We start from the raw sequence: 21,595 nt of genomic DNA on the forward strand, positions 1-21,595 counted from the left end.
ACGGCCCGGAACGGGACTGTTAGGGTCTAGGACCCCGAAGCGGGCATCGACCTGGGATGCCCGGGTGATGTTCAGGTGTGGTGCGTGGTGAAGCAGCAGTACAAGCTGGCCGTGATCGGCAGCGCGGTGGGTCTGGTGGCGATCGCGGCCCTGGCGGCGCACACCTTCGCTACGGCCGAGGACCGCGCCCCAGCCGAGGCGAGTCCTTCGGCCCCCTTCTTCGAGGCGGCCGAGTCGATGCGGGAGGCGGCCGGCATCCGCGTGGAGGGGCACGGGTACGACGTGCGGATCAGCCGGGACGGTGACGCGGTCGGCACCCTGGGGGCCACTGAGATGGTGCGCACCGACGGCGTCACCTACAACCGTCTGGTCAGCCATGACGTGACCGATCTGCTGCCCTTCGCCATGAGTTTTCCGCCCAGTGCCAGGCCGACCTCGGCCTGGGCCCGGATCGGGCCCGAGGAGGTGAAGGTCCTGCGCCACGACTACATGCTGCCGGACTCTCCACAGGCACTGGCCGACCACGTCCTGCAGATCCTGCGGGAGCCGAGCACCAACTTCGTCCCCGACCCGTTCGACGACGACGATTTCGCCGACCTGTACACCAGCGCCCCGCTGCCGCCGGGGGCGCGCAACACCCAGGTCCTGCTGTACGGCGAGGTCCCGGCGTACATGGCGAACACGTCCGTCGGCCGGGTGTACGTCAGCAAGGCCGAGCCGCATCGGCTGCTGAACCTGCCCGCCGAGTTGATCGGCAGCCTGCCGTCACCGACCGGCAGCAAGACCGCCGGCAGCTCCAGCTCCGGCGATCCGGCCGGCCAGGCGATGTCTTCGGACAACGTGGCACCGGTGGCCTACCAGGAGCCCGACCCGCTCGTTCTTCACGACGCCCGGCCGGTCGCCAGCTTCGAGGTCTCGCAGCGCAGCGCCCAGGACATGGCGATGGCCGTCGCCAACCTGGCCGTGATCGCCAAGAAACTCACCTACGTCATGGACCCACGGATCGATCTGGTGGTGGAGGAGCCGGAGACCTCGTGCACGGTGCGCGCCTGCACGCACCGCGTCGAGGTGCTGGCCCAGCCCTCCGAGACCAGCACCGAGGAGCCGACCAGCGTCCCGGTCACCGTGAAGGCCAGCTTCTGGTTCCCGGACACCCGCTGGAACGGCACCTGCACCTCCACCACCACCGTCCGGCTCGGCGAGCCGCAGTTCCTGTCCTGCTCGACCGGCAAGACGGCGGACGCGGTCCGCGCGGAGCTCGCCCGGAGCAAGAAGGAGTCGAAGCAGCTCGGCGCCCGGATCAACCCCTACTACCGCAGCAGCGGAACAGCTTTCGCGGTCTCCAACCCCGACCTGAAGCAGATCGCCGTCACCCTGAAGCAGCGGGAGAAGGACCTGGCGGCGCAGTAGCGCGACCAGCGGGACGAGATGAGCGGGCAAGGCAGCGGACGAGGCACTGCAGGTGACGTGATGGATGAGACGAAGAAGTACCCGCGGGCCCGGCTGGCCGCTGCCCTCGTGATCGTCCTGGCCGTCGGGTTCGGGGTGTACCAGGTGACGTTCGGCAAGAACCGGGATGAGCTGGCCGCGCCGTTCTTCGAGGCGGCGCAGTCGCTCAGGGCGGCGCCGGGGGTGGCCTACAGCGTCGGCCCCCAGTACGACGTGCGGATCAGCAGGTACGGCGAGGTGAGCGGCACGGTCCTGCCCGAGCTGCCGATTCTGCGCACCGGCGGGCAGACCTTCGTGGATCTCGAGGGGGGCGCGCTGAGGCAGATCATGCCGTACATCCGCTCGGACCACCGGCCGAAGCACAACTGGACGGCGATGGACGAGAGGGGACTTCAGAAGCTGCAGCTGGTGCACCCGCTGCCGGAGTCCTCCGTCGCCCTGGCCGACCGCATCCTGAAGCTCCTGGAGCGACCCGACACCGACTTCTCGCCCAACCCCGACGACCTGTCCCGCTCGTCCTGGCTCCCGAGGCACACCGTGGTGTCCAACGGCCCCAGGCTCTTTCTGATGGTCAACACGGTGGACGGCCCGCTGTACGTCACCAAGGAGAAACCGCACCGGGTGACTCATCTGTCCGAGGCCTTCGTGCTCAGCCAGGCGTGGGGAGACCCCGAGACCGAGCGGCGCAGCCCCGGTAACGGCCTGACCCCGGGGCACATACCGGAACTGCTGCAGATCGGCGGGGCCGACCTGCAGGAGATGAACACCGCCCAGGTCGCCCGGGAGTACGACACGATGATCGAGCAGTCCGCGGACCTGGGTGTGGTGTTCGACCCGAGCATCGAACTGGGGCTGGGCCAGGCCACCACCACCTGCACCTACCGCAAGTGCGAGCAAACCGTCCCGCTGGAGGCCCGGACCTACGCCGAGGCCGACGCGAAGGCAGCCGGCCAGAACGCAAAGCGCCACGTCCCCGACCGCAAGAGTGCCCGGGTCCTGGTGGACGCCCACTTCACGCTCGTCGGCCGCCACGCCGAGGCCGGTAACTGCAGCGCCATCGTCACCGTCCCTCTGCACCAGTCCGGTACCGTCTCGTGCTCCACCACCAAGACGAACGCGGCGATCAAGAAGCAGGCGGAACGGCTGGGGTACGGACCCGAGGGCCCGAGCTGGATGCCCGGCCCGTTCTACTGGGGCTCCCACCTGACCCGGGCGGTCGTCGAGAACGACGTAAAGAAGCTGACCGGCACTCTCCAGGAGCGGCGCGAGGAGCTCACCGCAGCCCCGTAGCTCCCCTAGGCTGGGGCCCGTGCCCGGACAAAACGCTCACGTCGTGATCATCGGTGGCGGCATCGCCGGCACCGCCGCAGCCCTGGCCCTGCACCGCGCCGGCCTGCGCGTGGTGGTCTGCGAGGCGCACCCGCGCACGGCCACCGACCTGGGCGCCTTCCTGACCCTGGCCAGTAACGGGATGAAGGCGCTGGGGCAGTTCGGGGCGGCCGCGCCGATCAGCCGGGCCGGGTTCGACCTGACCTCGATGAGCGCGCTGGACGAGAACGGCACCGAGCTGATCGCCCGGCCGCTGGGCGAGGTCGAGGACGAGCTGACCCGCTTCCGCTGCCTGCGCTGGAGCGAGCTCACCGCTGCGCTGCAGGCCGAGGTCGGGGTGCAGGGCATCGAACTGCGCCACGGCGCCGGGCTCCTCGGCGCGGTGGAGAACGCCGACGGGGTCACCGCCGAGCTGGCCGACGGCAGCACCGTCACGGCCGATCTGCTGATCGGGGCCGACGGCCTGAACTCCCTGGTGCGCACGCTGATCGACCCGAACGCGGCCGGGCCCCGGTACGCCGGGCAGCGCGTGTTCTACGGCTACACCAGCACCGCCACCCCGCCCAGCGTTCCCGGCCGGATCACGATGGTCCGCGGCCGGGCCGCCAGCTTCGGCTACACGCTCTCCCCCGCCGGGCAGACCTACTGGTTCGCCCGGCAGACCGCGCCAGCACTGGAGCAGGTCGGGGTCGAGCCCTCGGCCGAGTTGCGCGCGCAGCTGCTGGAAGGTCTGCAGCAGGACCAGACGCCCACCGCCGAGATCGTGGCCGCCACCGAGGGCATCCTCGTCACCAATGCCCGCGACCTGCCCCAGGTCGAGAAGTGGCGCAGCGAGCGGATGCTGATCATCGGGGACGCAGCGCACGCGGCTTCCCCGGCCACCGGCCAGGGGGCGTCGATGGCCTTCGAGGACGCGGTGGTGCTGGCGAAGGCGTTGCGGGACAGCCCGGATCAGGACTCGGCGCTGAAGCTGTACGAGCAGGTCCGGCGGCCCCGGACCGAGTACAACATCGCGGCCAGTGCAGCGATGACCGGTGCTTCGCGGCCGCCGACGCTGCCGCCGGCCCCGTTCAGCGACGAGGACGTGGCCCGGCACCTGGAATGGGACACCCCGCTCTCGGCCTGACCGGCCGGTCTCTCGGTATCTTTTGCCTACGCATCAGACATCGCGGGCGGGGGCATCGTGGCGAATCCCAGTGCAGAAGAGCTGTCCCACAGCGCGCGGACGCAGTGGGAGCTGTTCCAGATCCGGATGTTCTACCAGCTCGCCGCGTTCCGGAAGGAGCCGCTGGCCGAGCTGATCGTGCGCCGGCCGCAGCGGGCACCGTACCCGCTGTACGAGCGGATCCGCAGCCAGGGCGAGCTGGTGCACAGCACCCTGGGCCCGGTCGCGATCAGCGCCTCGCACGGCTTCGTCGCCCAGGCCCTGCGCGCGCCCGAGCTGGGGGTGGCCGAGCCGCCGGCGCGCAGGAGCGGGCTGGTGCGGCCGATCGAGGACTCGTTCCTGATGCGCAATCGCCCGGACCATCCCCGGCTGCGCCGCCTGGTCACCCCCTGGTTCACCGCCAAGGCCCTGCAGCAGCGCCGCGAGAGCCTGCTCAAGCTGGCCCACCAGCGCATCGACGAACTGGCCGGGCAGCCCTCGTTCGACGTGGTGCAGGACTACGCCGTGCCGCTGGCCGTGCGGGTGATCTGCGAGCTCACCGGCCTGCCGGTGGGCGAGGACTGGCGGCGCCTGGCCGCGCTCGGCGACATCCTGCCGCTGTCCACCACAGCCGGGCTGCCCTCCACCCGCAACCAGCGACGTCTCGACGCGGGCTGGGCGAACCTGAACGCCTACCTGGACACCGCGATCGCGCAGAAGTCGCAGGCCCCTGAGGGTTCGCTGCTGGCCTCGCTGGTCGAGCGCTCGCAGGACCCGGAACAGCTCGGGCGGCACGACCTGCTGGCCACCCTCGGGGTGCTGCTGATCGCCGGCTTCGAGACGTCGGTGGGGCTGATCGGGCACGTCACCGCGCGCTTCCTCGACCAGCCGGACCTGCGCCGGGCCGCCGTGGCCGACCGCAGCGTGCTGACCGAGGTGCTGGAGGAGACGCTGCGCTACGAACCGCCGGTGCAGTTCACCGCGCGCCGGGTGAACCAGGACTGCGAGGTGGCCGGGCACCGGCTGCAGGCCGGCGTCGAGCTGTTCCTGCTGCTGGGTGGGGCCAACCGGGATCCGCAGGTGTTCGAGAACCCGAACGCGTTCCAGCTCTTCCGAGCCAACAGCAAGGCACATCTGGCGTTCTCAGCCGGCGAGCACTACTGCATCGGCGCCGGCCTGGCCCGGCTGGAGACCGAGGTCGGGTTGCAGGCCCTGTTCGAGCGGCTGCCCGAGCTACGCCGGGCGGGCCGGGCGCGCTGGCAGCCCACCCAGAACATACGGGCCTACCGCCGGCTACCGGTGCGCGGCTGAGAGGGCCTGGATTGAGCGTGTCATCGCGGCCACGAACGCCTCCCGCTCCGCCTCGGCCACCAGGTCCAGCGACAGGTACGGGTTGAGGTCCTCCAGCTCGACCAGCAGCAGCTCACCGTCCGGCGTGCGGCAGGCGTCCACCCGCTGGATGCCGTGCTCGATGTCGTTCCAGTCGATGAACCGCTGGGCGAACGCACGGTCGGCCTCGGTGGGCTCGTACCGCTGCAACTGCCAGCGCCGGGCCGGGTCGGGGGCGTACAGCGCGTAGTGCAGGGTGCGGTCGACGAAGTAGAAGGACACCTCGTAGCGGAAGTCGATCCGGGGCTGGACCAGCTGGTCGGTGAAGGCCGCCTGCTCCGGGGAGTCGAGAAAGGTCAGGCCCACCGAGTCGGCACCGAACTTGGGCTTGGCCACGAACTGCTTCGCCGGCGGCAACCGGTCCAGGTCGCCGGGCCGGTCGATGGTGGGGATCACCGGGTAGCCGGCCTGGAACAGCTCGATCAGGTACTGCTTGCCGCGCATGTCGGCCTTGCCGGTGAGCTGGTTGAACACCGGGGTCCCGGCCGCGAGCGCGGCGGTGCGGAAGGCCTGGTACGGGGCCGGGTAGTGGATCACCGGGCCGCTGTTGCGCACCACCACGACGTCGAAGCCGCTCATCAGGTTCGCGGCGTCCAGCGGGTGGCACAGCGCCACGTCGAACTCCGCGCGCATCCGGGCCGAGAGGTAGATGTCCTCGTCGCAGTAGCGGCGGCCCTTCGCCGGGTAGCTCAGGTCGCTGACGTACAGCAGGGTGCTCATCGTCCGAAAGGTAGCCGACCCGGATCGATGGCAGGGTGATGGGTTCAGCCGTCTGGTACTAGGGAGTGTTTTGGAATTCGCTGCCGTAGCGAGGAGGTGCCCGGGGCGTCGGCTGGGCGTGGCCGGTGGGGCCCTTCGTAGCGGTGTTCTACGTAGGGCCCCACCGGACGCGGTCAGACGGCGTCCCGGGCGCCCCGCAGTAGGCATGGAATTCCAAAACCCGACCTAGGAGGCATCGGTGCGGGCAGCGCGCATCATCAGCACGGACGGGCCGCGGTCGGTCCGGATCGAGGAGGTGGCCGAGCCGGTCGCCGGGCCGGACGAGGTCCTGATCGACGTCGAGGCGGCCGGGGCGAACTTTCCCGACGTGCTGATGTCGAAGAACCAGTACCAGTACAAGCCCGAGCTGCCCTTCGTCCTCGGCGGCGAGGTGGCCGGGACGGTGCGTGAAGCGCCTGCGGGGTGGGGATTTTCGCCCGGCGACCGGGTGGTGGCGGCCACCACGACCGGCGCCTTCGCCGCCACCGTGGCCGCACCCGTGCATCGGGTCGGCCTGCTGCCCGCCGCGGTGGATTTCGTGGCCGGCGCCTGTCTGCCGCTGAATTACCTGACCATGTCGCACGCTCTGGTGCGGCGGGGTGGGTTGCGCAAGGGCGAGACGGTGCTGGTGCACGGGGCCGCCGGCGGTATCGGCACGGCGACGATCCAGCTGGCGCAGGTGCTGGGCGCGCGGGTGATCTCGGTGGTCTCCACGCCGGAAAAAGCCGAGTTCGTGCGGTCGCTGGGTTGCGAGGAGGTGGTGCTGGCCGACGAATTCAAGGACGCGGTGCTCGCGTTGACGTCGGGGGCGGGGGTGGACATCGTGGTCGACCCGGTCGGTGGTGACCGGTTCACCGATTCGCTGCGCTGCCTGGCGCCGCTGGGGCGGCTGCTGGTGATCGGCTTCACCGCGGGCGAGATTCCCTCGGTGAAGGTGAATCGTCTGCTGCTGAACAACATTGACGTGCGTGGCGTGGGCTGGGGTGCCTACAACGCCAAGCATCCCGAGGCGTTCGTGCAGGAGTGGGCCCAGCTCGTGCCGCTGCTGTCGTTCACTCCCCCGCTGCACCGCACGTACCCGCTCGAGCAGGCCGGTGAGGCGGTGGCTTCGCTGGAGGAACGCTCGGTGCTCGGCAAGGTGGTCGTGCTGCCCCGGCAACTCAGCTGACCCAGCCCAGGTAGGCGTCCGGATCGACGTTGTTCCCGCAGACGATGGTGACCACGTGCTTGCCCTCGAACCGCTCCCGGTCCTCCAGCACGGCGGCCACGCCGAGCGCGGCCGAGGGCTCGACCACCAGGCCGGCCCGTTCCCGCAGCACCCGCAGGCCCGCGACGATCGACTCCTCCGCCACCAGCACGGCGTCGTCGGCCACCAGCAGCAGATCGTCCAGCACGGCCGGGATCGGGAAGCGCCCGGCCACCCCGTCGGCGATCGTGTTCATCGTCTCGGTGGTGACCACCTTGCGCTGCCGCCAGGACAGTGTCAGGGCGGGCGCCTCCTGCGGCTGCACGCAGACCACCTCGGTGTCGGGGGCGAGCCGGCTCAGGACGTACCCCACGCCGGTGGCCATCGCCCCACCACCGAGCGCGATCAGCACGGTGTCGAACGAGCTCAGGCTCTGGGCCAGTTCCAGGCCGATCGTGCCCGCGCCCTCGCAGGTGCGCAGATCGAGGCTGTCCTCGACCAGCTGGGCGCCGTCGCGGTGGGCCAGCACCACGGCGCGCTCGCGGGCCACCTCGAAGTCGCCGTCGACCAGCTCGAGCTTGGCACCCAGGGCGCTGATCCGCTCCAGTTTGGCCCGGGGCGCGTTGCGGCGGGCCACCACCGTGACGTCGAGGTCACGGCGGCGGCCGGACCAGGCCAGCGCGGTGCCCAGGTTGCCCGCGCTGGCGCAGACCAGGGACTGCACGCCGGCCTGCTCGGCCTGGTGGGCCACCCATTCCGCGCCCCGGCCCTTGAAGCTGCCCACCGGGTTGGCGGTTTCGAGCTTGATGCTGACCTGGGCCCCGAGCACCGGTTCCAGCGGCTCGCAGCGGTACAGCGGCGTGTTCAGGAACAGCGGGTCGATGGCCGCGCGGGCCGCCTGGATCCTGGCCAGGTCGAGGCGAGTGTGCTGCACCCGCCCGAGGGTAGTTCTCAGCGGATGCTGCTGCCGCTCAGGACCGCGTCCGTGCCCCAGCACTGGCTCAGCCGCATCGCCACGCACAGCTGGTGCAGCGCCTGGGAGTGCAGTTCCACGGTGTGCACCGCACCGGTCACCGGGTCCTCGAACCGCCCGTTCACGTAGGGGTACTCCGGGGTGCCCTCGGCCCGGACGTGCCGCAGCACCGCGCGTGCCCCGAGCACCGCGGCGCTGCTCTGGCGCAGGCTGAACATCGAGGGTGCGAAGGCGGCCGCGGCGCCGGCCACGGCCTGCTCCATCCCGAGCATCGCGGCCGTGATCGGCGGGCGGGAGCTCAGCTGGGCGTCGATCGCGCGGATCTGGTCGAGCTCCACGGTGTGCGTGGTGAGGGCAGGCTGGTGACGGTGCATCATGACGAACCTCCGGTGCCGGGGAGTCCCGAACCCGTACCCCGTTGTGCGGAAACTGCCGGTCCCCCCGGGACTCAGGTGGAGACGTCCTCGATGATGCGCCGCCCGCCGCAGGTGCGTCCTCGTCGTTCGCCCGCAGCACCTTGCGGGTTTGCCGCAGATCTTCGGCATACCCTGATCCGGTGGATGGGGATCTGACCTGGCGCATCGTGCTGGCCGACGACCACTCGATGATCCGCACCGGGTTACGGGCCCTGCTCGAGGCCGATCCGCGCTGTCTGGTGGTGGGTGAGTGCGGTGATCTGGCCAAGGTCGCCGGGACGGTGGTGGAGTCGGCGCCGGACCTGGTGGTGCTGGACATCGCGCTGGGTCGCGAGAGCGGGCTGGACGCCGTGCCGGCCCTGCTCGGCCTGCCCCACCCGCCGCGGATCCTGGTGCTGACCATGCACGACGATCCGGGTTTCGCCCGGGAGGCGCTGAGCCGGGGCGCGCACGGCTACCTGCTGAAGGATGCGGCGGCGGGTGAGCTGATCCGGGCGATCGAGATCGTGATGGCCGGCGAGGTGTACCTGCAGCCGCAGCTCGGGGCGCAGCTGCTGCGGCACACCGAGGCCCGCAAGGACGGCCTGAGCGAACGCGAGCGGGACGTGCTGCGGCTGCTCGCGCGGGGGCACACCAACGCCGAGATCGCCCACGAGCTGTTCATCAGCCTGCGGACCGTCGAGGCGCACCGGGCTGCGTTGCGGGCCCGGCTGGGCGCCCATCACCGGTCCGAGCTCGTGGACGCCGCTCGCCGATTCGGTCTTTTGGGGTGAACTTGCAGACGCTCGCGGCCAGTGTGTTGAGAGCGATCCGAGGGGTGGTTCTCGGGTGGAGCGACGATCTCAGGCCGCTCCCGTGAGCTGGGCCGCGCGATTGCGCACCCCCGGAGGCCGGGGCCTGCTGGCCTGCGCGGTGGCGGGTATTGCGTTGGCCGTCGCCGGGCTGACCCTGGAGTTCACCGACGCGCAGCCGCACCTGGTCGCCTGGGTCGGCGGGGTGGCGGCGCTGCTCTTCCTGGCCGGCATCCCCTTGGCCCGGGGGGACGCCGACGAGGTGATGACGCTGCGGGCCCGGCTGCTGATCGGGGCCAGTGCTGGTGCGGTGCTGGCGGTGGTCGGGCTCTGGCGGGCCACCGGCCGGGACCAGCCGGTGGTCCTGCTCCTGCTCGTCCCCTCCTTCTTGCTGCTGGTCACCGCCACCCTGGCGATCCGGGCCGCCCGCCTGGCCGCCCACGCCCGGCGGATGCGGCATCTGCGGGCCCGGCTGCAGGGGCAGGAGGAGGAGCGGCGGCGCTGGGCCCAGGAGCTGCACGACCAGACCCTGCAGGATCTGGCCGCCCTGGAGCTGTGGCTGGCCGGGCTCTCGCGCACCCACGATCCGGACCGGCTGGCGGCGGGTGTGCAGGACGCGCGCGGCATGGTGCACGAGCAGATCGGGGTGCTCCGGCACCTGATCACCCAGATGCGGCCGCTGGCGCTGGACACGCTCGGCCTGGCCGCCGCGGTGCGGGAGCTGTCCCGGCGGGCCGAGGGTGCCGAGGGTTCGGTGTCGGTGGCCTGCGACGTGGAGCATCTGCCGGACGACCTGCCGCCGGACAACCAGGTGGCGATCTACCGGATCGTGCAGGAGGCGCTCAGCAACGCCCTGCATCACGCCGGCTGCCGGCGGATCGCGGTGCGGGCGGTGATCGACGGCAGCGATCTGGTGGTCAGCGTGCGTGACGACGGGGTGGGCATGCCGGCCGAAGCGCCGGCCGATGCGCTGACCCCGTCGTTCGGCAAGATCGGCATGCGGGAGCGGGCCGACTCGCTGGGGGCCGTGCTCGGCTGGGAGCAGGCCGAGGGTGGGGGCACTCTGGTGACGCTTCGGGTTCCGGCGGCCGGGCGCGGGCCGACCGCTTCCTGAAATGGATCATGGCTCAAAGGATTTCGTGACTCCGTGATTTCACCCGGGCGAAAACCCCCGCCTTTGGTCGCTCCTTCAAAACGGTGTTAACCTCTGCGCCCCGGTGTGGGGCATCTTCGATGTTGGCCCCAGATGATGCTCAGGTGCGTGGTTTTGGTGAATCAGAAGGACTCGTCCGCCCCCGAACCGGGCGAGCCGCGCAACCAGACCGTCCAGGAGAACCGTTCCCTGCACTGGGATCCGCCCTCCTCGAGCTCCGCCCCCGTCACCCGTCCGACCCCGATGTTGCCGACGCCCCCGGCCATCGAAATCGGCCAATTGGCGCAGACCGGACCGCTTTCGCAGTGGAACGACACCTCCCCCTGGCGTCCGCCGATGGGCTCGGCCGAGCCAGGTCAGCGCTTCGCTCCCGGAGTGCCGATCAAGCCGAAACCCGAGCCGGAACTCCAGCCGAACTTCGAGCTGGAGCCTGACCCCGACGTCCCTACGCGGGAAAGCCCGCTCCCCGTCCGCAAGCCCCGGCCCGCCCCGCATCACCGACGCCGGAATCTGGCCCTGGCCGGTGGGGCCGGTGCGCTGGTTCTGGTTCTGGCCGCCGGCCTGGCCTTCGCGCTCCTGGGCCGCGACGACAGCGGTTCCGACCAGGAGCCGGCGGCACTGTCCGCGCCCTTCCTCGAGGCCGTACGAGCGTTGCAGGACGCACCCGGGGTCAGCTACCGGGACGGCGTCCTCGATGTCCGGATCACCCGGGACGGCGACCTGACCGGCAGCTTCGGCTACGAGGACACCCCGATCGCCCGTACCGACGAGGGCACGTTCGCCCGGCTCTCCCGGGCCGATGTGCTGAACGTGCTGCCGTATCTGGATCCGGCCGGTGTTCCGGCCCGCAGCTGGGTCCAGATCGACGGCGCCGATCTGTCGGACCTCGACCTGGACCATCTGGCCCCCGCCTCGCCCCAGGCCATGGCCGAGCGAACCCTTGCGGTGCTGAACCAGCCGGGCACCAGCTTCACGCCCAGCTCTTCCGAGGAGATGCTGAACGGCACGCCCGCGTTGATCGCCCGCACCTCCGCCGGCCCCGTCTACGTCACCCGCTCCAGCCCGCATCGGCTGCTGCACCTGCCGACCACGCTGTTCACGGGTGAACCGGCGCCCGCTTCGGAACGGTCGGACCAGGCTCCGGTGTCCTACTCAGAATCCACCTCCGGGCCGGCGCCGCAGGTGTCGGTGTTCGACGGGGTTGCGCTGAGCGAACTGAGCACGGATCAGGTGCGCGAGGCCTACGACGAGCTGATCGACCAGACCGGGCAGCTGAAGAACGCGCTCGACGCCCAGGTGGCGGTGACCACCGGGGAGCTGAAGCACGAGTGCACCGCGGACCAGTGCACGCTCAGCACCCAGGTCACGGTCAACGCCGCCGCCGGTGGCCCGGCCGCGGCGGTCAGCCGGGTGGCGCTGCGGGCGACCTTCCGGATCAACGACGACGGGGCCAAGGCCGGACGTTGCACGGCGGTCGTGTCGATCAAGCAGAACGACACCAAGACGCTCTCGTGCTCCACCACGAGCACCGCGCAGGCGATGCAGACCGCTCTGGCCAACGCGCACGCCCGCGCCAACGAGCGCTCCCTGGAACTGGGTGGCGCGGCGGTGAGTTACGAGGTGCCGTACCGCAGCAGCGGTGAGGTGGTGGGCCTCGCCCAGATCGACGTCAAGCAGTCGGTGAGCAGCCTGCTCCAGCGGCGCAGCGAGTTCGCCACTGGGGACTGAGGGTCAGCGGCGGGCCGAGAACGAGCCCTGCTGCGGGCCGCGGTTGTCCACCAGGGCCGAGGTGAGGCCGTAGTCGCAGCGGATCTGGTCGGCGTCCTGGAAGTCACAGCTGAGCTTCGTGTTCCACGGGCCGTTGAGGCTGGCCACCTGGCCCTCGAACCGGGCGTCCTCGCCGTTGATCTGACCGTTCAGGGAGCCCATGCCGTTCAGTGGTGCGACCCACTCGATCCGGGCCAGGGCGTCCCCGTCCGCCTCCACCGACTGCACCTCGAAGGTGACGCCCGCGCGCAGACCGGCGTTCTGGGCCTCGCCGTAGTACGTGCCCACCCGGTTCGCCTCCGGCGGTTCGGGAGGCTTCTCGAATCCCAGTTCGGCCACGATGAAGGCCGCCACCACCGCGCTGGCGATACCCGCCACCCAGGCGAAGACCTTGCCGAACACGGCCGTCTTACGGCCCGTTTCCACGAACGCCACCGTCGGCTCCCCTGCCTGGTCGCATCAAGTTGCCTCGATGCTAAGGCGGGCAGATGGGGCAGAAACCGTCAAAGAACGGCTTCTGCCCCATCCGACCGATCAACCGGTCAGTGACTGGACTCAGCCACGGCATCTTCCGGCTTCACCGACAGGGTGACGCTCTCGTTTCCCCGGCCGGCCGGGGTGGACGGGATGGTCGCGGCGACGATCGCCGAGAGCAGAGCCACCGCCCCGCCGATCAGCAGAGCCACCCGGAAGCCGTCCTCCGAGGGCAGCGCCACCGGGCCGAACGAGGTGGTCATCTGGGCCAGCACCACCCCGATCACGGCCGCCCCGATGGTCGTGCCGAGCGAGCGCATCAGCGTGTTGAAACCGTTGGCGGCAGCCGTCTCCGACTGCGGCACGGCCCGCATGATCAGCGCCGGCATCGAACCGTAGGCGAACGCCACACCGGTGCTGATCACCAGACCGGAGACCATCAGGCCGAGCGCCGAGCCCATCAGGAACTGGGTGAGCCCGTAACCGGCGGCCAGGATCACCGCACCCAGCACCAGAGCCGTCTTCGGGCCGCGACGGTCGATCAGCTTCCCGCCGATCGGCGAGACCACCATCATCACGATGCCGGCCGGGGCCATCCACAGACCGGCGGCGAGCATGGTCTGGCCCAGGCCGTAGCCGGTGGCCTCGGGCAGCTGCAGCAGCTGCGGGAAGACCAGCATCTGGGCGTACATGCCGATCCCGATAAAGATCGAGGCGACGTTGGTCAGCAGCACCCGCGGGCGGGCGGTGGTACGCAGGTCGACCAGCGGCTCGGTGGTCCGGGTCTCGTAGAAGCCCCAGGCCAGGAGCACGGCCACGGCGGTGACCAGCAGGCCGACGGTGGTCGCCGAGCCCCAGCCCCAGTCAGCACCCTTGGAGATGCCCAGGAGCAGGCAGACCAGGCCGATGGCCAGGCCGATCGCGCCCAGGAAGTCGAAGCGCTGACCCTTGGCACCGGGCGGGGTGGCCGGAATGAAGCGCCAGACCAGGACCATGATGATCGCGGCCAGCACGGCCGAGCCCCAGAACAGCACGCGCCAGTTGGCGTACTGCGCCACCGCCGAGGCGATCGGCAGGCCGAGCCCGCCGCCGATTCCCATCGAGGCGCTGACCAGGGCGATCGAGCCGCTGAGGCGCTCGGCCGGGACGACGTCGCGCAGCAGGGCGATGCCCAGCGGGATCATCCCCATGCCCATGCCCTGCAGGCCGCGGCCCACGATCATCGGGACGACGGAGGAGGCCAGGGCGCACACGACAGAGCCCGCGATCAGCGGGAAGGTGCAGGCCAGCAGCATCAGCCGCTTGCCCACCAGGTCGCCGAGGCGCCCGACGATCGGCACGCACACGGCGGCCACGAGCAGGGTGACGGTGATCACCCAGGCGGAGTTGGAGGCGCTGGTGTCGAGGATCTGCGGCAGCTCGGCGATGAGCGGCGTTACCAGGGTCTGCATGATCGCGGCGGTGGTTCCGGCGAAGGCCAGGGTGGCGACGACGGCACCGGTGCGAGCAGCAGGTTGAGCGGGGGATTGAGGGGTGCTCAAGCCGAACTCCCATGAAGAGACGGATCACGGACGTGCATCACGCACTACACATGTATAGCGCACATCATGTGCATGATGCACAATCAATGCCACCGAAGGACCCGCGCGCTGACAGAATGACAGCGTGCAGACGTCCTTTGATCCACTCGAGAAGGAGCACACGTGAGGCGTTCAGCGGCGGTCGAGTACGAGCAGATGCTCCTGGCCCGGCACTCGCTGTCGTCCTACGCCCGCAAGCACCAGCTCGACCGCAGCGCCTACATCCTGCTCAGCCTGCTGCGGATCAAGGGGGCGATGTCGATCGGTGAGCTCAGCGACGTGCTCGGGCTCGACGCCTCCACCCTGAACCGGCAGACCGCGGCGGCGATGCGGGCCGGGCTGATGGACCGGATCCCCGACCCGGACGGCGGGATCGCCCGCAAGTTCGTGCTCACCGAGGCCGGGGCCGAGGCCCTGGACGCCCAGCGTGACCAGATCCTGATCAGCCTGGACAAGGTGATGGCCGACTGGCCGGACGAGGACATCGCCACCTTCGCCCAGTTCCTGCAGCGGTTCAACACCGACATAGAGCGTCTCGCAGGGCGGGTCTGGCCTCGTCCGGACTGAATCCTCAGCTGGGCAGCGCCGATTCGGCCGCGCTGACCGGCGGGCCACCCCGCCGGGCGTAGAACGACACACCCAAACCGAACAGCACGGCGGCGGTGACGATCGCCGCGGTGCTGGCGGCCGGTTGATCGAGCCAGAACAGCACCTGCTGGGGCACCGGCCCGCCCTGACTGTGAAAGAGCGCCTGCGGGGCGGTCCACAGCAACGCCGGCACCCAGCCGTAACGCACCCCGACCAGCGCGGCCCCGATCCCGACCAGCCCGGCCAGCCCCAGGCAGTTGCGCAGCACCACCCATCCGGGCGCGTAGCCGATCCCGGCCAGCACGGCGGCGATCAGCAGGGCGAACAGGATCAGGTGCAGGGCCCGGCGCGGCGGCCAGGGCATCGCCGCGGTCGACTCCAGCGCCTGGTCGAACGTGCCCAGCGTGGGCCCGGCCAGCATCATCGCCGCGCCGGTGGTGATCACGGCCAGGCGCTCGTCGATCGCACCGTGCTCCGCGGCCAGAAGCCAGATCCCGGCGATCACGGCCAGGGCGGCCAGCAGGGCCAGGAGCACGCCCCGGGAGCGGACGTAGAGCGGGATCCAGCCGGTGATCATGCCGGCCCCGGCGCGATCAGGATGTCCATCAGGCCCTTGGTGCGGCAGGCCCGCAGCGCTTCCCGGAACTCGCTCACCCGCTGGACCTGCTGCTGGTGCGGCAGGGCGCGGAGTTTCGCCACGGCCGCCCCGATCGCCTGCATCTCCTCAGGCGGTGTCGGGATCGGGAACGGCATATCGCGCAGGTAGGGCGAGATCGGCTCGAAGGTGGGGGCGTCGGTCAGCCAGGCGCCGGCCACCGCCAGCGGCCGCGGATCGTCCAGCCGGCATCCGTTCAGCGAGGCCCCGGCTCCGCTGACCATGCTCCGCATCAGGTCCGGATCCGTGGCGGCCCCGTCCTTGAGAACCAGCTCGAACTGCATGGTCCCAGGCGCAACGTCGGGTGTGGTGTCCCAAGGCAGGGTCGAGGTGCTGGTATCGGTCAATCCGGCCGCCACCGGGTCGTAGTTCAGCTCGATCGCCCGCTGCGGGGCGTCCGGGAGCTGGGACAGGTGCCCGAGAGCCTCGCGGGCCTGGCGGGTGGTGTCCGCCAGCGCATAGGCGTGGACCGCGGTGACGCACACCTGCGGCGCACCCTCCGAACACACCAGGCGCCGGGCCGCCGGGTCCACCTCGAATCGCTGGACCGGAGTGATCACCAGGGCTGCGGCCACCCCGGCGACCAGCGCACCCGCCCCCAGCCCGCGCACGGCCCAGTTCCGGGACGCGGCCAGCAGGATCCCGGCCACCAGCAGGCCTGCTCCCAGTGCGGCCCGGCCGAGCACGACCTCGTCGGCCAGACGGGTCCAGGTGCTGGCGCCGCTGTTGAAGAACGACAGCGGGTGCGGAACCCCGCTGGCGCTGAACACCACCTGGACGAGTACCAGCCCGGCCGCCAGCCCCGGCGCCACGAACGCCGAGGACCAGGCCCTACCGGCCGCCAGCCCGAGCAGACCGGCCCCGGCCAGGACCGCCAGATCGGGCCCGAGCTGCCATACCGCCGAATAGCTCTGGTAGCTCGCGTTCACCCGCACCAGCACCAGCGCCGCCGCCAGGATCAAACCCTGGACCGCCACCAGCCCGATGCTCAGGGCACCCGCGGTCGGCGCGACTTTCTGCCAGGCCGGACGTCCGGTGCCGGCGAACAGCTCGTCGGCCCGGGAACGCTTCTCCCGACGGCCCAGGACCGCACCACCGGCGGCCGCCAGCGCGGCGGTCAGACCCACTGCCTGCTCGGTCATCTCAGCCAGTTGCGACCAGTCGCGCAGCCACTCCCGAAAAGTCAGACCCAGGACGAGCGCGCTCACCAGGAAGACGCTCAGCGCCACCACGGGCACGTTGGAACGACGCAACTCGATCCGCAGCACCCGGATCATGAGGCGCTCCGGTGCTGACGCAGCAGCGCCGAGTAACCACGCTCGGCCGGGCTGTCCCCCACCCCGTCGGGATGGCGGCCCCGGTCGACCAGATCGGCGGGCCGGCCCTGGAAGACCAGCAGCCCCTGATCCATCACCAGCACATCGGAACAGGCCGCCACCACGTCCTCGACCAGGTGGGTCGAGACCAGCACACAGCTGTCCTGGCCGATCTCGCGCAGCAGCTCCCGGAACTGCACCCGCTGCTCCGGGTCCAGGCCCACCGTCGGCTCGTCGAGCAGCAGCAGATCCGGATCGTTCACGATCGCCTGGGCCACCCCGGCCCGGCGCAACATCCCGCCGGACAACGACTTCAGCTTGGCGTCGGCCCGGTCGGCCAGCCCGACCCGCTCGATCACCCGCTGCGCCGCCCCCGGCACCGCCGCCGCAGGCATCTCCCGCAGCCAGGCCAGGTACTCCACGTAGTCGCGCACAGTGAACTTCGGGTAGTAGCCGAAGTTCTGCGGCAGATAACCCAGCCGCCGGCGCAACGGGCGCAGACCCCGCCGGTCGTCCGCCGCCGTCCCCAGCAACCGCAACTGGCCCTGGTGCGGCTTGATCACCGTTGCCAGGGTGCGCATCAAGGTGGTCTTGCCCGCGCCGTTGGGCCCCAGCAGCCCGTGCACCCCGCTGCCCAGGTTCAGGCTCAGACCCCGCACGGCCAGATACTTGCCCGCCCTGACCTTCAGGTCCTGGCTCTCGATCGCCCACGGGTTCGTCGTGGGTTGCAGCTCGTCCGCCCGGATCGCGCGCATCACTGGCCTCTCGATTGTTGGTGATCACTCGCGCGAAGAAGAGCAGCCGCGCCCAGGCCGAGCGCCGTCAGGCCCCAGATCAGAGCCGCCGAGGAACCCCCGACCAGCACCGGCAGCTGAGCGGTGACCAACGCCGGCGCCACCACGACCGCCAGCCAGCCCAGCCCCAGGCCCAGTGCCGCCCGCTCCACCCCGACGAAACCGCCCAGCAGCAGCGTGGCCGAGGTGAAGGCCAGGCAGGGCAGCAGCCACATCACCGGCGAGCGGCCCAGGTACAGCCCGGTCAGGCCGAGGAACGCCACCACCGTGGCCAGCACCACCAGGGTCCGGCCGAGCAGCAGTTCCAGGCCGAAACGGGCTGTACCCGAGATGGTTTCCCAGGCCGGATCGGCCCGCGCCGACCAGGCCGCGGCCAAGCCGCTCAGCGGAGCCACCGGCGCCAGCAGCAGCACCAGCGAGGGACGCAGCGGAAAGGCCTGATCCAGCACCGTCGCCGCCACCAGAGCCACCGCGGTGGTGAGGGTCCAGGGCATCAGCGACCACACCGTCCATCGTTGGGCCAGCACCCGAACCCGGCGCCGCGGCACCGGAGCCGGGCCGGTGGCCACTTGCGCCCGAATTGCCGTGTGGGCACCGCTGAGCAGCGGATCCAGGCTCGGAGCAGCCGCTTTCGCCAGATCGTCCCGGCACCCGGCGCACTTCTCCAGGTGCACCTCCAGCGCCCAGAAGTCCACCCCGGTGCCGCCGTCGACGTACGCGGCCATCTCCTGAGCGGTGACATGACTGCTCATCCGAGCGCCTCCCGTAACGACTGCCGGGCCTGCCGGGCCCGCCTTTTCACCGTGCCTTCCGGCACCCCGAGCAGAATCGACGTCTCGCGCACGGTCAGCCCGTCCAGAACCATCGACCGGATCACGTCCTGCAGCTCCGGGGCCAGCCGGGACAACGCGGCCCCGACCTCATGGCCCACGGTGGCCGACAGTGCCTCGTCCTCGGCCGCCGGAGTACTGACGGCCGGCAGATCGTCGGTCGGTACCTCCGGCCGCCGGGCCTGCCTGCGCAACGCATCCACCAGGCGGCGCGCGGCGATCGTCCACAACCAGCCCGCCGCGCTACCGCGCGGGTGCAGGTCCGAGAACGAGCCGGCCGCCCGCCAAACCGTGACGAATGTGTCCTGCAGAACTTCGGCGACGATCCCGTCGTCCGGACAGCGACGCCGCAGGCGCACGGCCAGCCAGGGCGCATTGCGGCGGTACAGCTCGTCGAACGCGTCGGCATCGCCGCGCGCCACGAGCCGCAACAGCCGCTCCTCGTCCAGCCTGCTCTCCTTCACAACCTGCTGATCGCTGGGGCGACCCCGGACCGGACCACCGGATTCAAGTGATCGCCGCCACAAACGCCCGTCAGGTAACCGTCAGGCGCTCCGGGGCGCAACGCGAAGGTCGTCTCCCGAGGCTGAGGACGTCGATAAGAGTCCAGCCGAAAGGACGCCGTCCCGATGTTCGCCAAGACCTCTGTCCCTCAGACCGGCACCCACGTCGTGCTCCTGGGCACCTCCGGCGGGCCCGTGCCGTTCCCCGGCCGCAGCGGCATCTGCACCGCCGTCGTCGTGGACGGCTACACGTACCTGGTCGACCTCGGGCACGGCGCGTTCGACCAGCTGGGCGCCACCGACCTGTCACCCGAGCGCATCCCCGCCGCCTTCGTCACCCATCTGCACTCGGATCATCTGGCCGATGCCTTCGCCCTGCCCTGGCTGCGGTTCGGTGGAGTGAACCCGCTGGGCCTGCCCCTGCACGTCTACGGTCCCGGCCGGGCCGGCTGGCTTCCCGAAGGACGCGTCGAGGATCCGCCGCCGCTGGTGAATCCCGGCAACCCCACGCCGGGTATCAGCGACTTCTTCGCGAGCGCGATCCAGGCCGCCGCCTACGACATCAATCTGCGCACCCGGGACGAGGGCTGGCCGGACATCCGCCAGATGCTGGTACCGCACGACATCGAGGTCCTCGACGGCCAGGAGCCGTTCGAGGTGATGAAGGACGAACGGGTCCGGGTCAGCGCGGTCCTGGTGGACCATCCGCCGGTGACCCCCTCGTTCGGGTTCCGGTTCGACACCGCCAAGGGTTCGGTGGTGATCAGCGGCGACACCACGGTCTCGGCCAACCTGATCCGGCTGGCCCAGGGCGCCGACGTGCTCGTGCACGAGGTGATCGACCTGGAGGTGATGGCCCTGGACCCGGACCTGAGCCCGGAGCAGATCGCCCACCTGACCGAGAGCCACACCGACGTCAAGCGGGTCGGCCAGGTCGCGGCCGCGGCCGGGGTGCGGCAGCTCGTGCTCTCCCACCTGGCCCCGGGCACCCCGAACGTGCCCGATGCCAGCTGGAAAGCCAAGGCGCAGAACGGGTTCGACGGCCCCGTCCACGTCGGCCACGACCTCGACGTGATCACTCCAGGCGGGGCAGGCTGATCGTCACGTTCGTGCCCTGATCCGGCCCGGCCCCGGTCTGCGAGGTGGCGCTCACCGTACCGCCGTGCGCCACCACCACCGCCTCGACGATGGCCAGGCCGAGGCCGGAGCCGCCCTGGGCCCGGCTGCGGCTCTCCTCGGCCCGCCAGAACCGCTCGAACAGCTTGGGCAGTTGCTCGGCCGGGATGCCGTCGCCGTGGTCGCGGACCGAGATCAGCACCGTCTGCTCCTGGGTCCGGAGCGTCACCTCGACCGCGGCGTCGGCCCGGGTGTGCTGCACGGCGTTGCCCACCAGGTTGCGCAGCACCCGGCGCAGCCGCTCGGCGTCGCCCCGGACCCGTACCGGCGCAGCGGGCTCGTGGAACGTGAAGTCCCGCTGCGCCGAGACCACCTGGGCATCGTCCAGCACTTCCCGCACCAGCGGCCCGAGGTCGAGCTCGACCAGGTCCAGCGGCACCTGCGCGTCCAGCCGGGCCAGCAGCGACAGCTCCTCCACCAGCAGGCCCATCCGCCCCACCTCGGCCTCGACCTTCTCCATCGCCGCCTGGGTGCCCTCTTCCCCGCGCAGCCCGCCCTGCAGGTACAGGTCCACCCAGCCGCCGATCTTGGTCAGCGGGGTGCGCAACTCGTGGGAGGCGTCGGCGACAAACGAGCGCAGCCGGTCCTCGGCCCGGGCCCGCGCGGTGAACGCCTCGCGCACGGCCGCGGCCACCTGACCGGTCTCCGTACTGCCCTGCAGAGCGATCGAGGAGGGCCCGCGCTCCCCCCGGCCCACCGCCTGCACCGCGTCGGCGAGCTCGGTCAGCGGCCGCAGCCCGGCCCGCACCACCACCGCGGTCAGCACCGCCAGCAGGCCCAGGGCCAGCACCCCGACCAGCACCCCGATCCGGACCAGCCGGTTCAGCGTCTCCAGGTCGTCGCTGCGGGAGACCACCAGCACCACCGAATCCACCTCCACCGGCTCGGTCCCGGTCTCCAGGGCGATCCGCAGGCCCTTGGTCGGCACCGTGATCGCGGCCGAGGGCCCGTCCACGAACACCACCTCGCCCGGCGCCCGCCCGGACTCCCGCACCGCCTGCCCGGTGGAGACGATGGGCAGGTTCATCGAGAACCCCGGCTGCCCGTCCAGCACCAGGATCAGCCCGGTGCGCTCGCCCAGCAGCGGTTCCAGCCGCTCGATCCCGACCTCCAGCCCGCCCTGGTTGGCCACGTTCAGGGCGACCGCCTGCTGGATCTGATCGCGCACGCTCTCCAGCCGCTCGCTCACCCGGTCCTCCAGAAAGGTGCTGAGCGACCAGGTCACCGCCCCCGCCGACCCGGCCAGGACCAGCGTGAGGACCGCGAGCACGGAGGCGATCAGGCGCAGGCGGATGCTGCGCGGCCGGTGCGCCGCCAGCATCC

General features: G+C 71.0%; 21 protein-coding genes. 10 read left to right on the forward strand and 11 right to left on the reverse strand.

The features are described from left to right. Nucleotides 1-84 precede the first annotated feature (84 nt). Genes LR394_RS29950 through LR394_RS29965 form a run of 4 tightly spaced genes read left to right on the forward strand, consistent with a single transcriptional unit; the run spans nucleotide 85 to nucleotide 5,233 of the window. Entirely contained in the window at nucleotides 85-1,410 is a 1,326-nt protein-coding gene (locus tag LR394_RS29950; RefSeq protein WP_231447940.1) for a hypothetical protein, read from the forward strand. A 60-nt stretch (nucleotides 1,411-1,470) separates the two neighbouring features. Further along, nucleotides 1,471-2,739: a hypothetical protein gene (locus tag LR394_RS29955; RefSeq protein ID WP_231447941.1), complete on the forward strand. Its 1,269-nt coding sequence runs from the start codon at nucleotides 1,471-1,473 to the stop codon at nucleotides 2,737-2,739. Nucleotides 2,740-2,758: 19 nt separating this feature from the next. After that, a complete protein-coding gene (locus LR394_RS29960; protein WP_231447942.1) occupies nucleotides 2,759-3,904 on the forward strand; it encodes an FAD-dependent oxidoreductase in 1,146 nt (381 codons plus the stop codon). A gap of 57 nt (nucleotides 3,905-3,961) precedes the next feature. Beyond that, a complete protein-coding gene (locus tag LR394_RS29965) occupies nucleotides 3,962-5,233 on the forward strand; it encodes a cytochrome P450 (RefSeq protein ID WP_231447943.1) in 1,272 nt (423 codons plus the stop codon). Here LR394_RS29965 and LR394_RS29970 read toward each other — a convergent pair. Next, on the reverse strand, nucleotides 5,216-6,031 hold the full coding sequence (locus tag LR394_RS29970; RefSeq protein WP_231447944.1) for an ATP-grasp domain-containing protein: 816 nt from the start codon (nucleotides 6,029-6,031) through the stop codon (nucleotides 5,216-5,218). The genes LR394_RS29965 and LR394_RS29970 overlap by 18 nt on opposite strands. A gap of 238 nt (nucleotides 6,032-6,269) precedes the next feature. On the opposite strand from LR394_RS29970, the gene LR394_RS29975 reads away from it, so the two are divergent. After that, nucleotides 6,270-7,238, forward strand: coding sequence for an NADPH:quinone oxidoreductase family protein (locus tag LR394_RS29975; RefSeq protein WP_231447945.1), 969 nt, complete (start codon nucleotides 6,270-6,272; stop codon nucleotides 7,236-7,238). Here the strand turns inward: LR394_RS29975 and LR394_RS29980 are convergent. Together LR394_RS29980 and LR394_RS29985 are read right to left on the reverse strand one after the other, a co-directional pair. Continuing rightward, nucleotides 7,231-8,190: a threonine ammonia-lyase gene (locus LR394_RS29980; RefSeq protein ID WP_231447946.1), complete on the reverse strand. Its 960-nt coding sequence runs from the start codon at nucleotides 8,188-8,190 to the stop codon at nucleotides 7,231-7,233. The two genes, LR394_RS29975 and LR394_RS29980, sit on opposite strands and share 8 nt — an antisense overlap. A gap of 17 nt (nucleotides 8,191-8,207) precedes the next feature. Next, a complete protein-coding gene (locus tag LR394_RS29985) occupies nucleotides 8,208-8,603 on the reverse strand; it encodes a hypothetical protein (RefSeq protein WP_231447947.1) in 396 nt (131 codons plus the stop codon). Between the two features lie 182 nt (nucleotides 8,604-8,785). Between LR394_RS29985 and LR394_RS29990 the strand changes: the two genes are divergently transcribed. The 3 genes from LR394_RS29990 to LR394_RS30005 all read left to right on the forward strand — a co-directional run bounded on the left by LR394_RS29990 (nucleotide 8,786) and on the right by LR394_RS30005 (nucleotide 12,317). Continuing rightward, complete coding sequence (locus LR394_RS29990; RefSeq protein ID WP_231447948.1) at nucleotides 8,786-9,418, forward strand: response regulator; 633 nt, start codon at nucleotides 8,786-8,788, stop codon at nucleotides 9,416-9,418. A gap of 55 nt (nucleotides 9,419-9,473) precedes the next feature. Then, nucleotides 9,474-10,550 carry a sensor histidine kinase gene (locus tag LR394_RS43305; protein WP_331283114.1) on the forward strand — a complete coding sequence of 359 codons (1,077 nt, stop codon included), beginning with the start codon at nucleotides 9,474-9,476 and terminating at the stop codon, nucleotides 10,548-10,550. 147 nt (nucleotides 10,551-10,697) lie between these two features. Further along, the gene (locus tag LR394_RS30005; RefSeq protein ID WP_231447949.1) at nucleotides 10,698-12,317 is read left to right on the forward strand and encodes a hypothetical protein; all 1,620 of its coding nucleotides are present in this window, start codon (nucleotides 10,698-10,700) and stop codon (nucleotides 12,315-12,317) included. Between the two features lie 3 nt (nucleotides 12,318-12,320). On the opposite strand, the gene LR394_RS30010 is transcribed toward LR394_RS30005, so the two are convergent. Together LR394_RS30010 and LR394_RS30015 are read right to left on the reverse strand one after the other, a co-directional pair. Continuing rightward, nucleotides 12,321-12,791, reverse strand: a complete 471-nt coding sequence (locus LR394_RS30010; protein WP_231447950.1) for a hypothetical protein — start codon at nucleotides 12,789-12,791, stop codon at nucleotides 12,321-12,323. A gap of 107 nt (nucleotides 12,792-12,898) precedes the next feature. Beyond that, nucleotides 12,899-14,371, reverse strand: coding sequence for an MFS transporter (locus tag LR394_RS30015; protein WP_231447951.1), 1,473 nt, complete (start codon nucleotides 14,369-14,371; stop codon nucleotides 12,899-12,901). 195 nt (nucleotides 14,372-14,566) lie between these two features. Here LR394_RS30015 and LR394_RS30020 point away from each other — a divergent pair, with 195 nt between their 5' ends. Further along, entirely contained in the window at nucleotides 14,567-14,977 is a 411-nt protein-coding gene (locus LR394_RS30020; protein ID WP_269330022.1) for a MarR family winged helix-turn-helix transcriptional regulator, read from the forward strand. A gap of 4 nt (nucleotides 14,978-14,981) precedes the next feature. Here the strand turns inward: LR394_RS30020 and LR394_RS30025 are convergent, their stop codons facing one another. From LR394_RS30025 to LR394_RS30045, 5 genes are read right to left on the reverse strand one after another with little or no spacing between them, the layout of a single operon-like run. Further along, on the reverse strand, nucleotides 14,982-15,575 hold the full coding sequence (locus LR394_RS30025; RefSeq protein WP_231447953.1) for a hypothetical protein: 594 nt from the start codon (nucleotides 15,573-15,575) through the stop codon (nucleotides 14,982-14,984). Beyond that, nucleotides 15,572-16,930: a hypothetical protein gene (locus LR394_RS30030; RefSeq protein ID WP_231448043.1), complete on the reverse strand. Its 1,359-nt coding sequence runs from the start codon at nucleotides 16,928-16,930 to the stop codon at nucleotides 15,572-15,574. Before LR394_RS30030 ends, LR394_RS30025 begins: the two co-directional genes overlap by 4 nt. After that, nucleotides 16,927-17,724 (reverse strand): ATP-binding cassette domain-containing protein, encoded by a 798-nt coding sequence (locus tag LR394_RS30035; RefSeq protein WP_231447954.1) that lies wholly within the window; start codon nucleotides 17,722-17,724, stop codon nucleotides 16,927-16,929. The genes LR394_RS30030 and LR394_RS30035 overlap by 4 nt, the downstream gene beginning before the upstream one ends. Next, nucleotides 17,724-18,515 (reverse strand): hypothetical protein, encoded by a 792-nt coding sequence (locus LR394_RS30040; protein WP_231447955.1) that lies wholly within the window; start codon nucleotides 18,513-18,515, stop codon nucleotides 17,724-17,726. Before LR394_RS30040 ends, LR394_RS30035 begins: the two co-directional genes overlap by 1 nt. Next, the gene (locus LR394_RS30045) at nucleotides 18,512-19,057 is read right to left on the reverse strand and encodes an RNA polymerase sigma factor (RefSeq protein ID WP_231447956.1); all 546 of its coding nucleotides are present in this window, start codon (nucleotides 19,055-19,057) and stop codon (nucleotides 18,512-18,514) included. Before LR394_RS30045 ends, LR394_RS30040 begins: the two co-directional genes overlap by 4 nt. A gap of 165 nt (nucleotides 19,058-19,222) precedes the next feature. Between LR394_RS30045 and LR394_RS30050 the strand changes: the two genes are divergently transcribed. Next, nucleotides 19,223-20,194 (forward strand): MBL fold metallo-hydrolase, encoded by a 972-nt coding sequence (locus tag LR394_RS30050; RefSeq protein ID WP_231447957.1) that lies wholly within the window; start codon nucleotides 19,223-19,225, stop codon nucleotides 20,192-20,194. Here the strand turns inward: LR394_RS30050 and LR394_RS30055 are convergent. Continuing rightward, nucleotides 20,172-21,593, reverse strand: a complete 1,422-nt coding sequence (locus tag LR394_RS30055; RefSeq protein ID WP_231447958.1) for a sensor histidine kinase — start codon at nucleotides 21,591-21,593, stop codon at nucleotides 20,172-20,174. The genes LR394_RS30050 and LR394_RS30055 overlap by 23 nt on opposite strands. Between the last annotated feature and the right edge of the window lie 2 nt (nucleotides 21,594-21,595).

Source organism: Kineosporia babensis, from assembly GCF_021129305.1.
GTDB lineage: Bacteria > Actinomycetota > Actinomycetes > Actinomycetales > Kineosporiaceae > Kineosporia > Kineosporia babensis.

What these genes read in the sequence shown, in the direction of transcription:
- LR394_RS30050 (WP_231447957.1), top strand. Translation starts at nt 19,223, where the DNA reads ATGTTCGCCAAGACCTCTGTCCCTCAGACCGGCACCCACGTCGTGCTC.
- LR394_RS30055 (WP_231447958.1), bottom strand. Translation starts at nt 21,593, where the DNA reads ATGCTGGCGGCGCACCGGCCGCGCAGCATCCGCCTGCGCCTGATCGCC.
- LR394_RS30035 (WP_231447954.1), bottom strand. Translation starts at nt 17,724, where the DNA reads ATGCGCGCGATCCGGGCGGACGAGCTGCAACCCACGACGAACCCGTGG.
- LR394_RS29985 (WP_231447947.1), bottom strand. Translation starts at nt 8,603, where the DNA reads ATGCACCGTCACCAGCCTGCCCTCACCACGCACACCGTGGAGCTCGAC.
- LR394_RS30030 (WP_231448043.1), bottom strand. Translation starts at nt 16,930, where the DNA reads ATGATCCGGGTGCTGCGGATCGAGTTGCGTCGTTCCAACGTGCCCGTG.
- LR394_RS29955 (WP_231447941.1), top strand. Translation starts at nt 1,471, where the DNA reads ATGGATGAGACGAAGAAGTACCCGCGGGCCCGGCTGGCCGCTGCCCTC.
- LR394_RS29970 (WP_231447944.1), bottom strand. Translation starts at nt 6,031, where the DNA reads ATGAGCACCCTGCTGTACGTCAGCGACCTGAGCTACCCGGCGAAGGGC.
- LR394_RS30025 (WP_231447953.1), bottom strand. Translation starts at nt 15,575, where the DNA reads ATGATCACCGGCTGGATCCCGCTCTACGTCCGCTCCCGGGGCGTGCTC.
- LR394_RS30020 (WP_269330022.1), top strand. Translation starts at nt 14,567, where the DNA reads ATGCTCCTGGCCCGGCACTCGCTGTCGTCCTACGCCCGCAAGCACCAG.
- LR394_RS30040 (WP_231447955.1), bottom strand. Translation starts at nt 18,515, where the DNA reads ATGAGCAGTCATGTCACCGCTCAGGAGATGGCCGCGTACGTCGACGGC.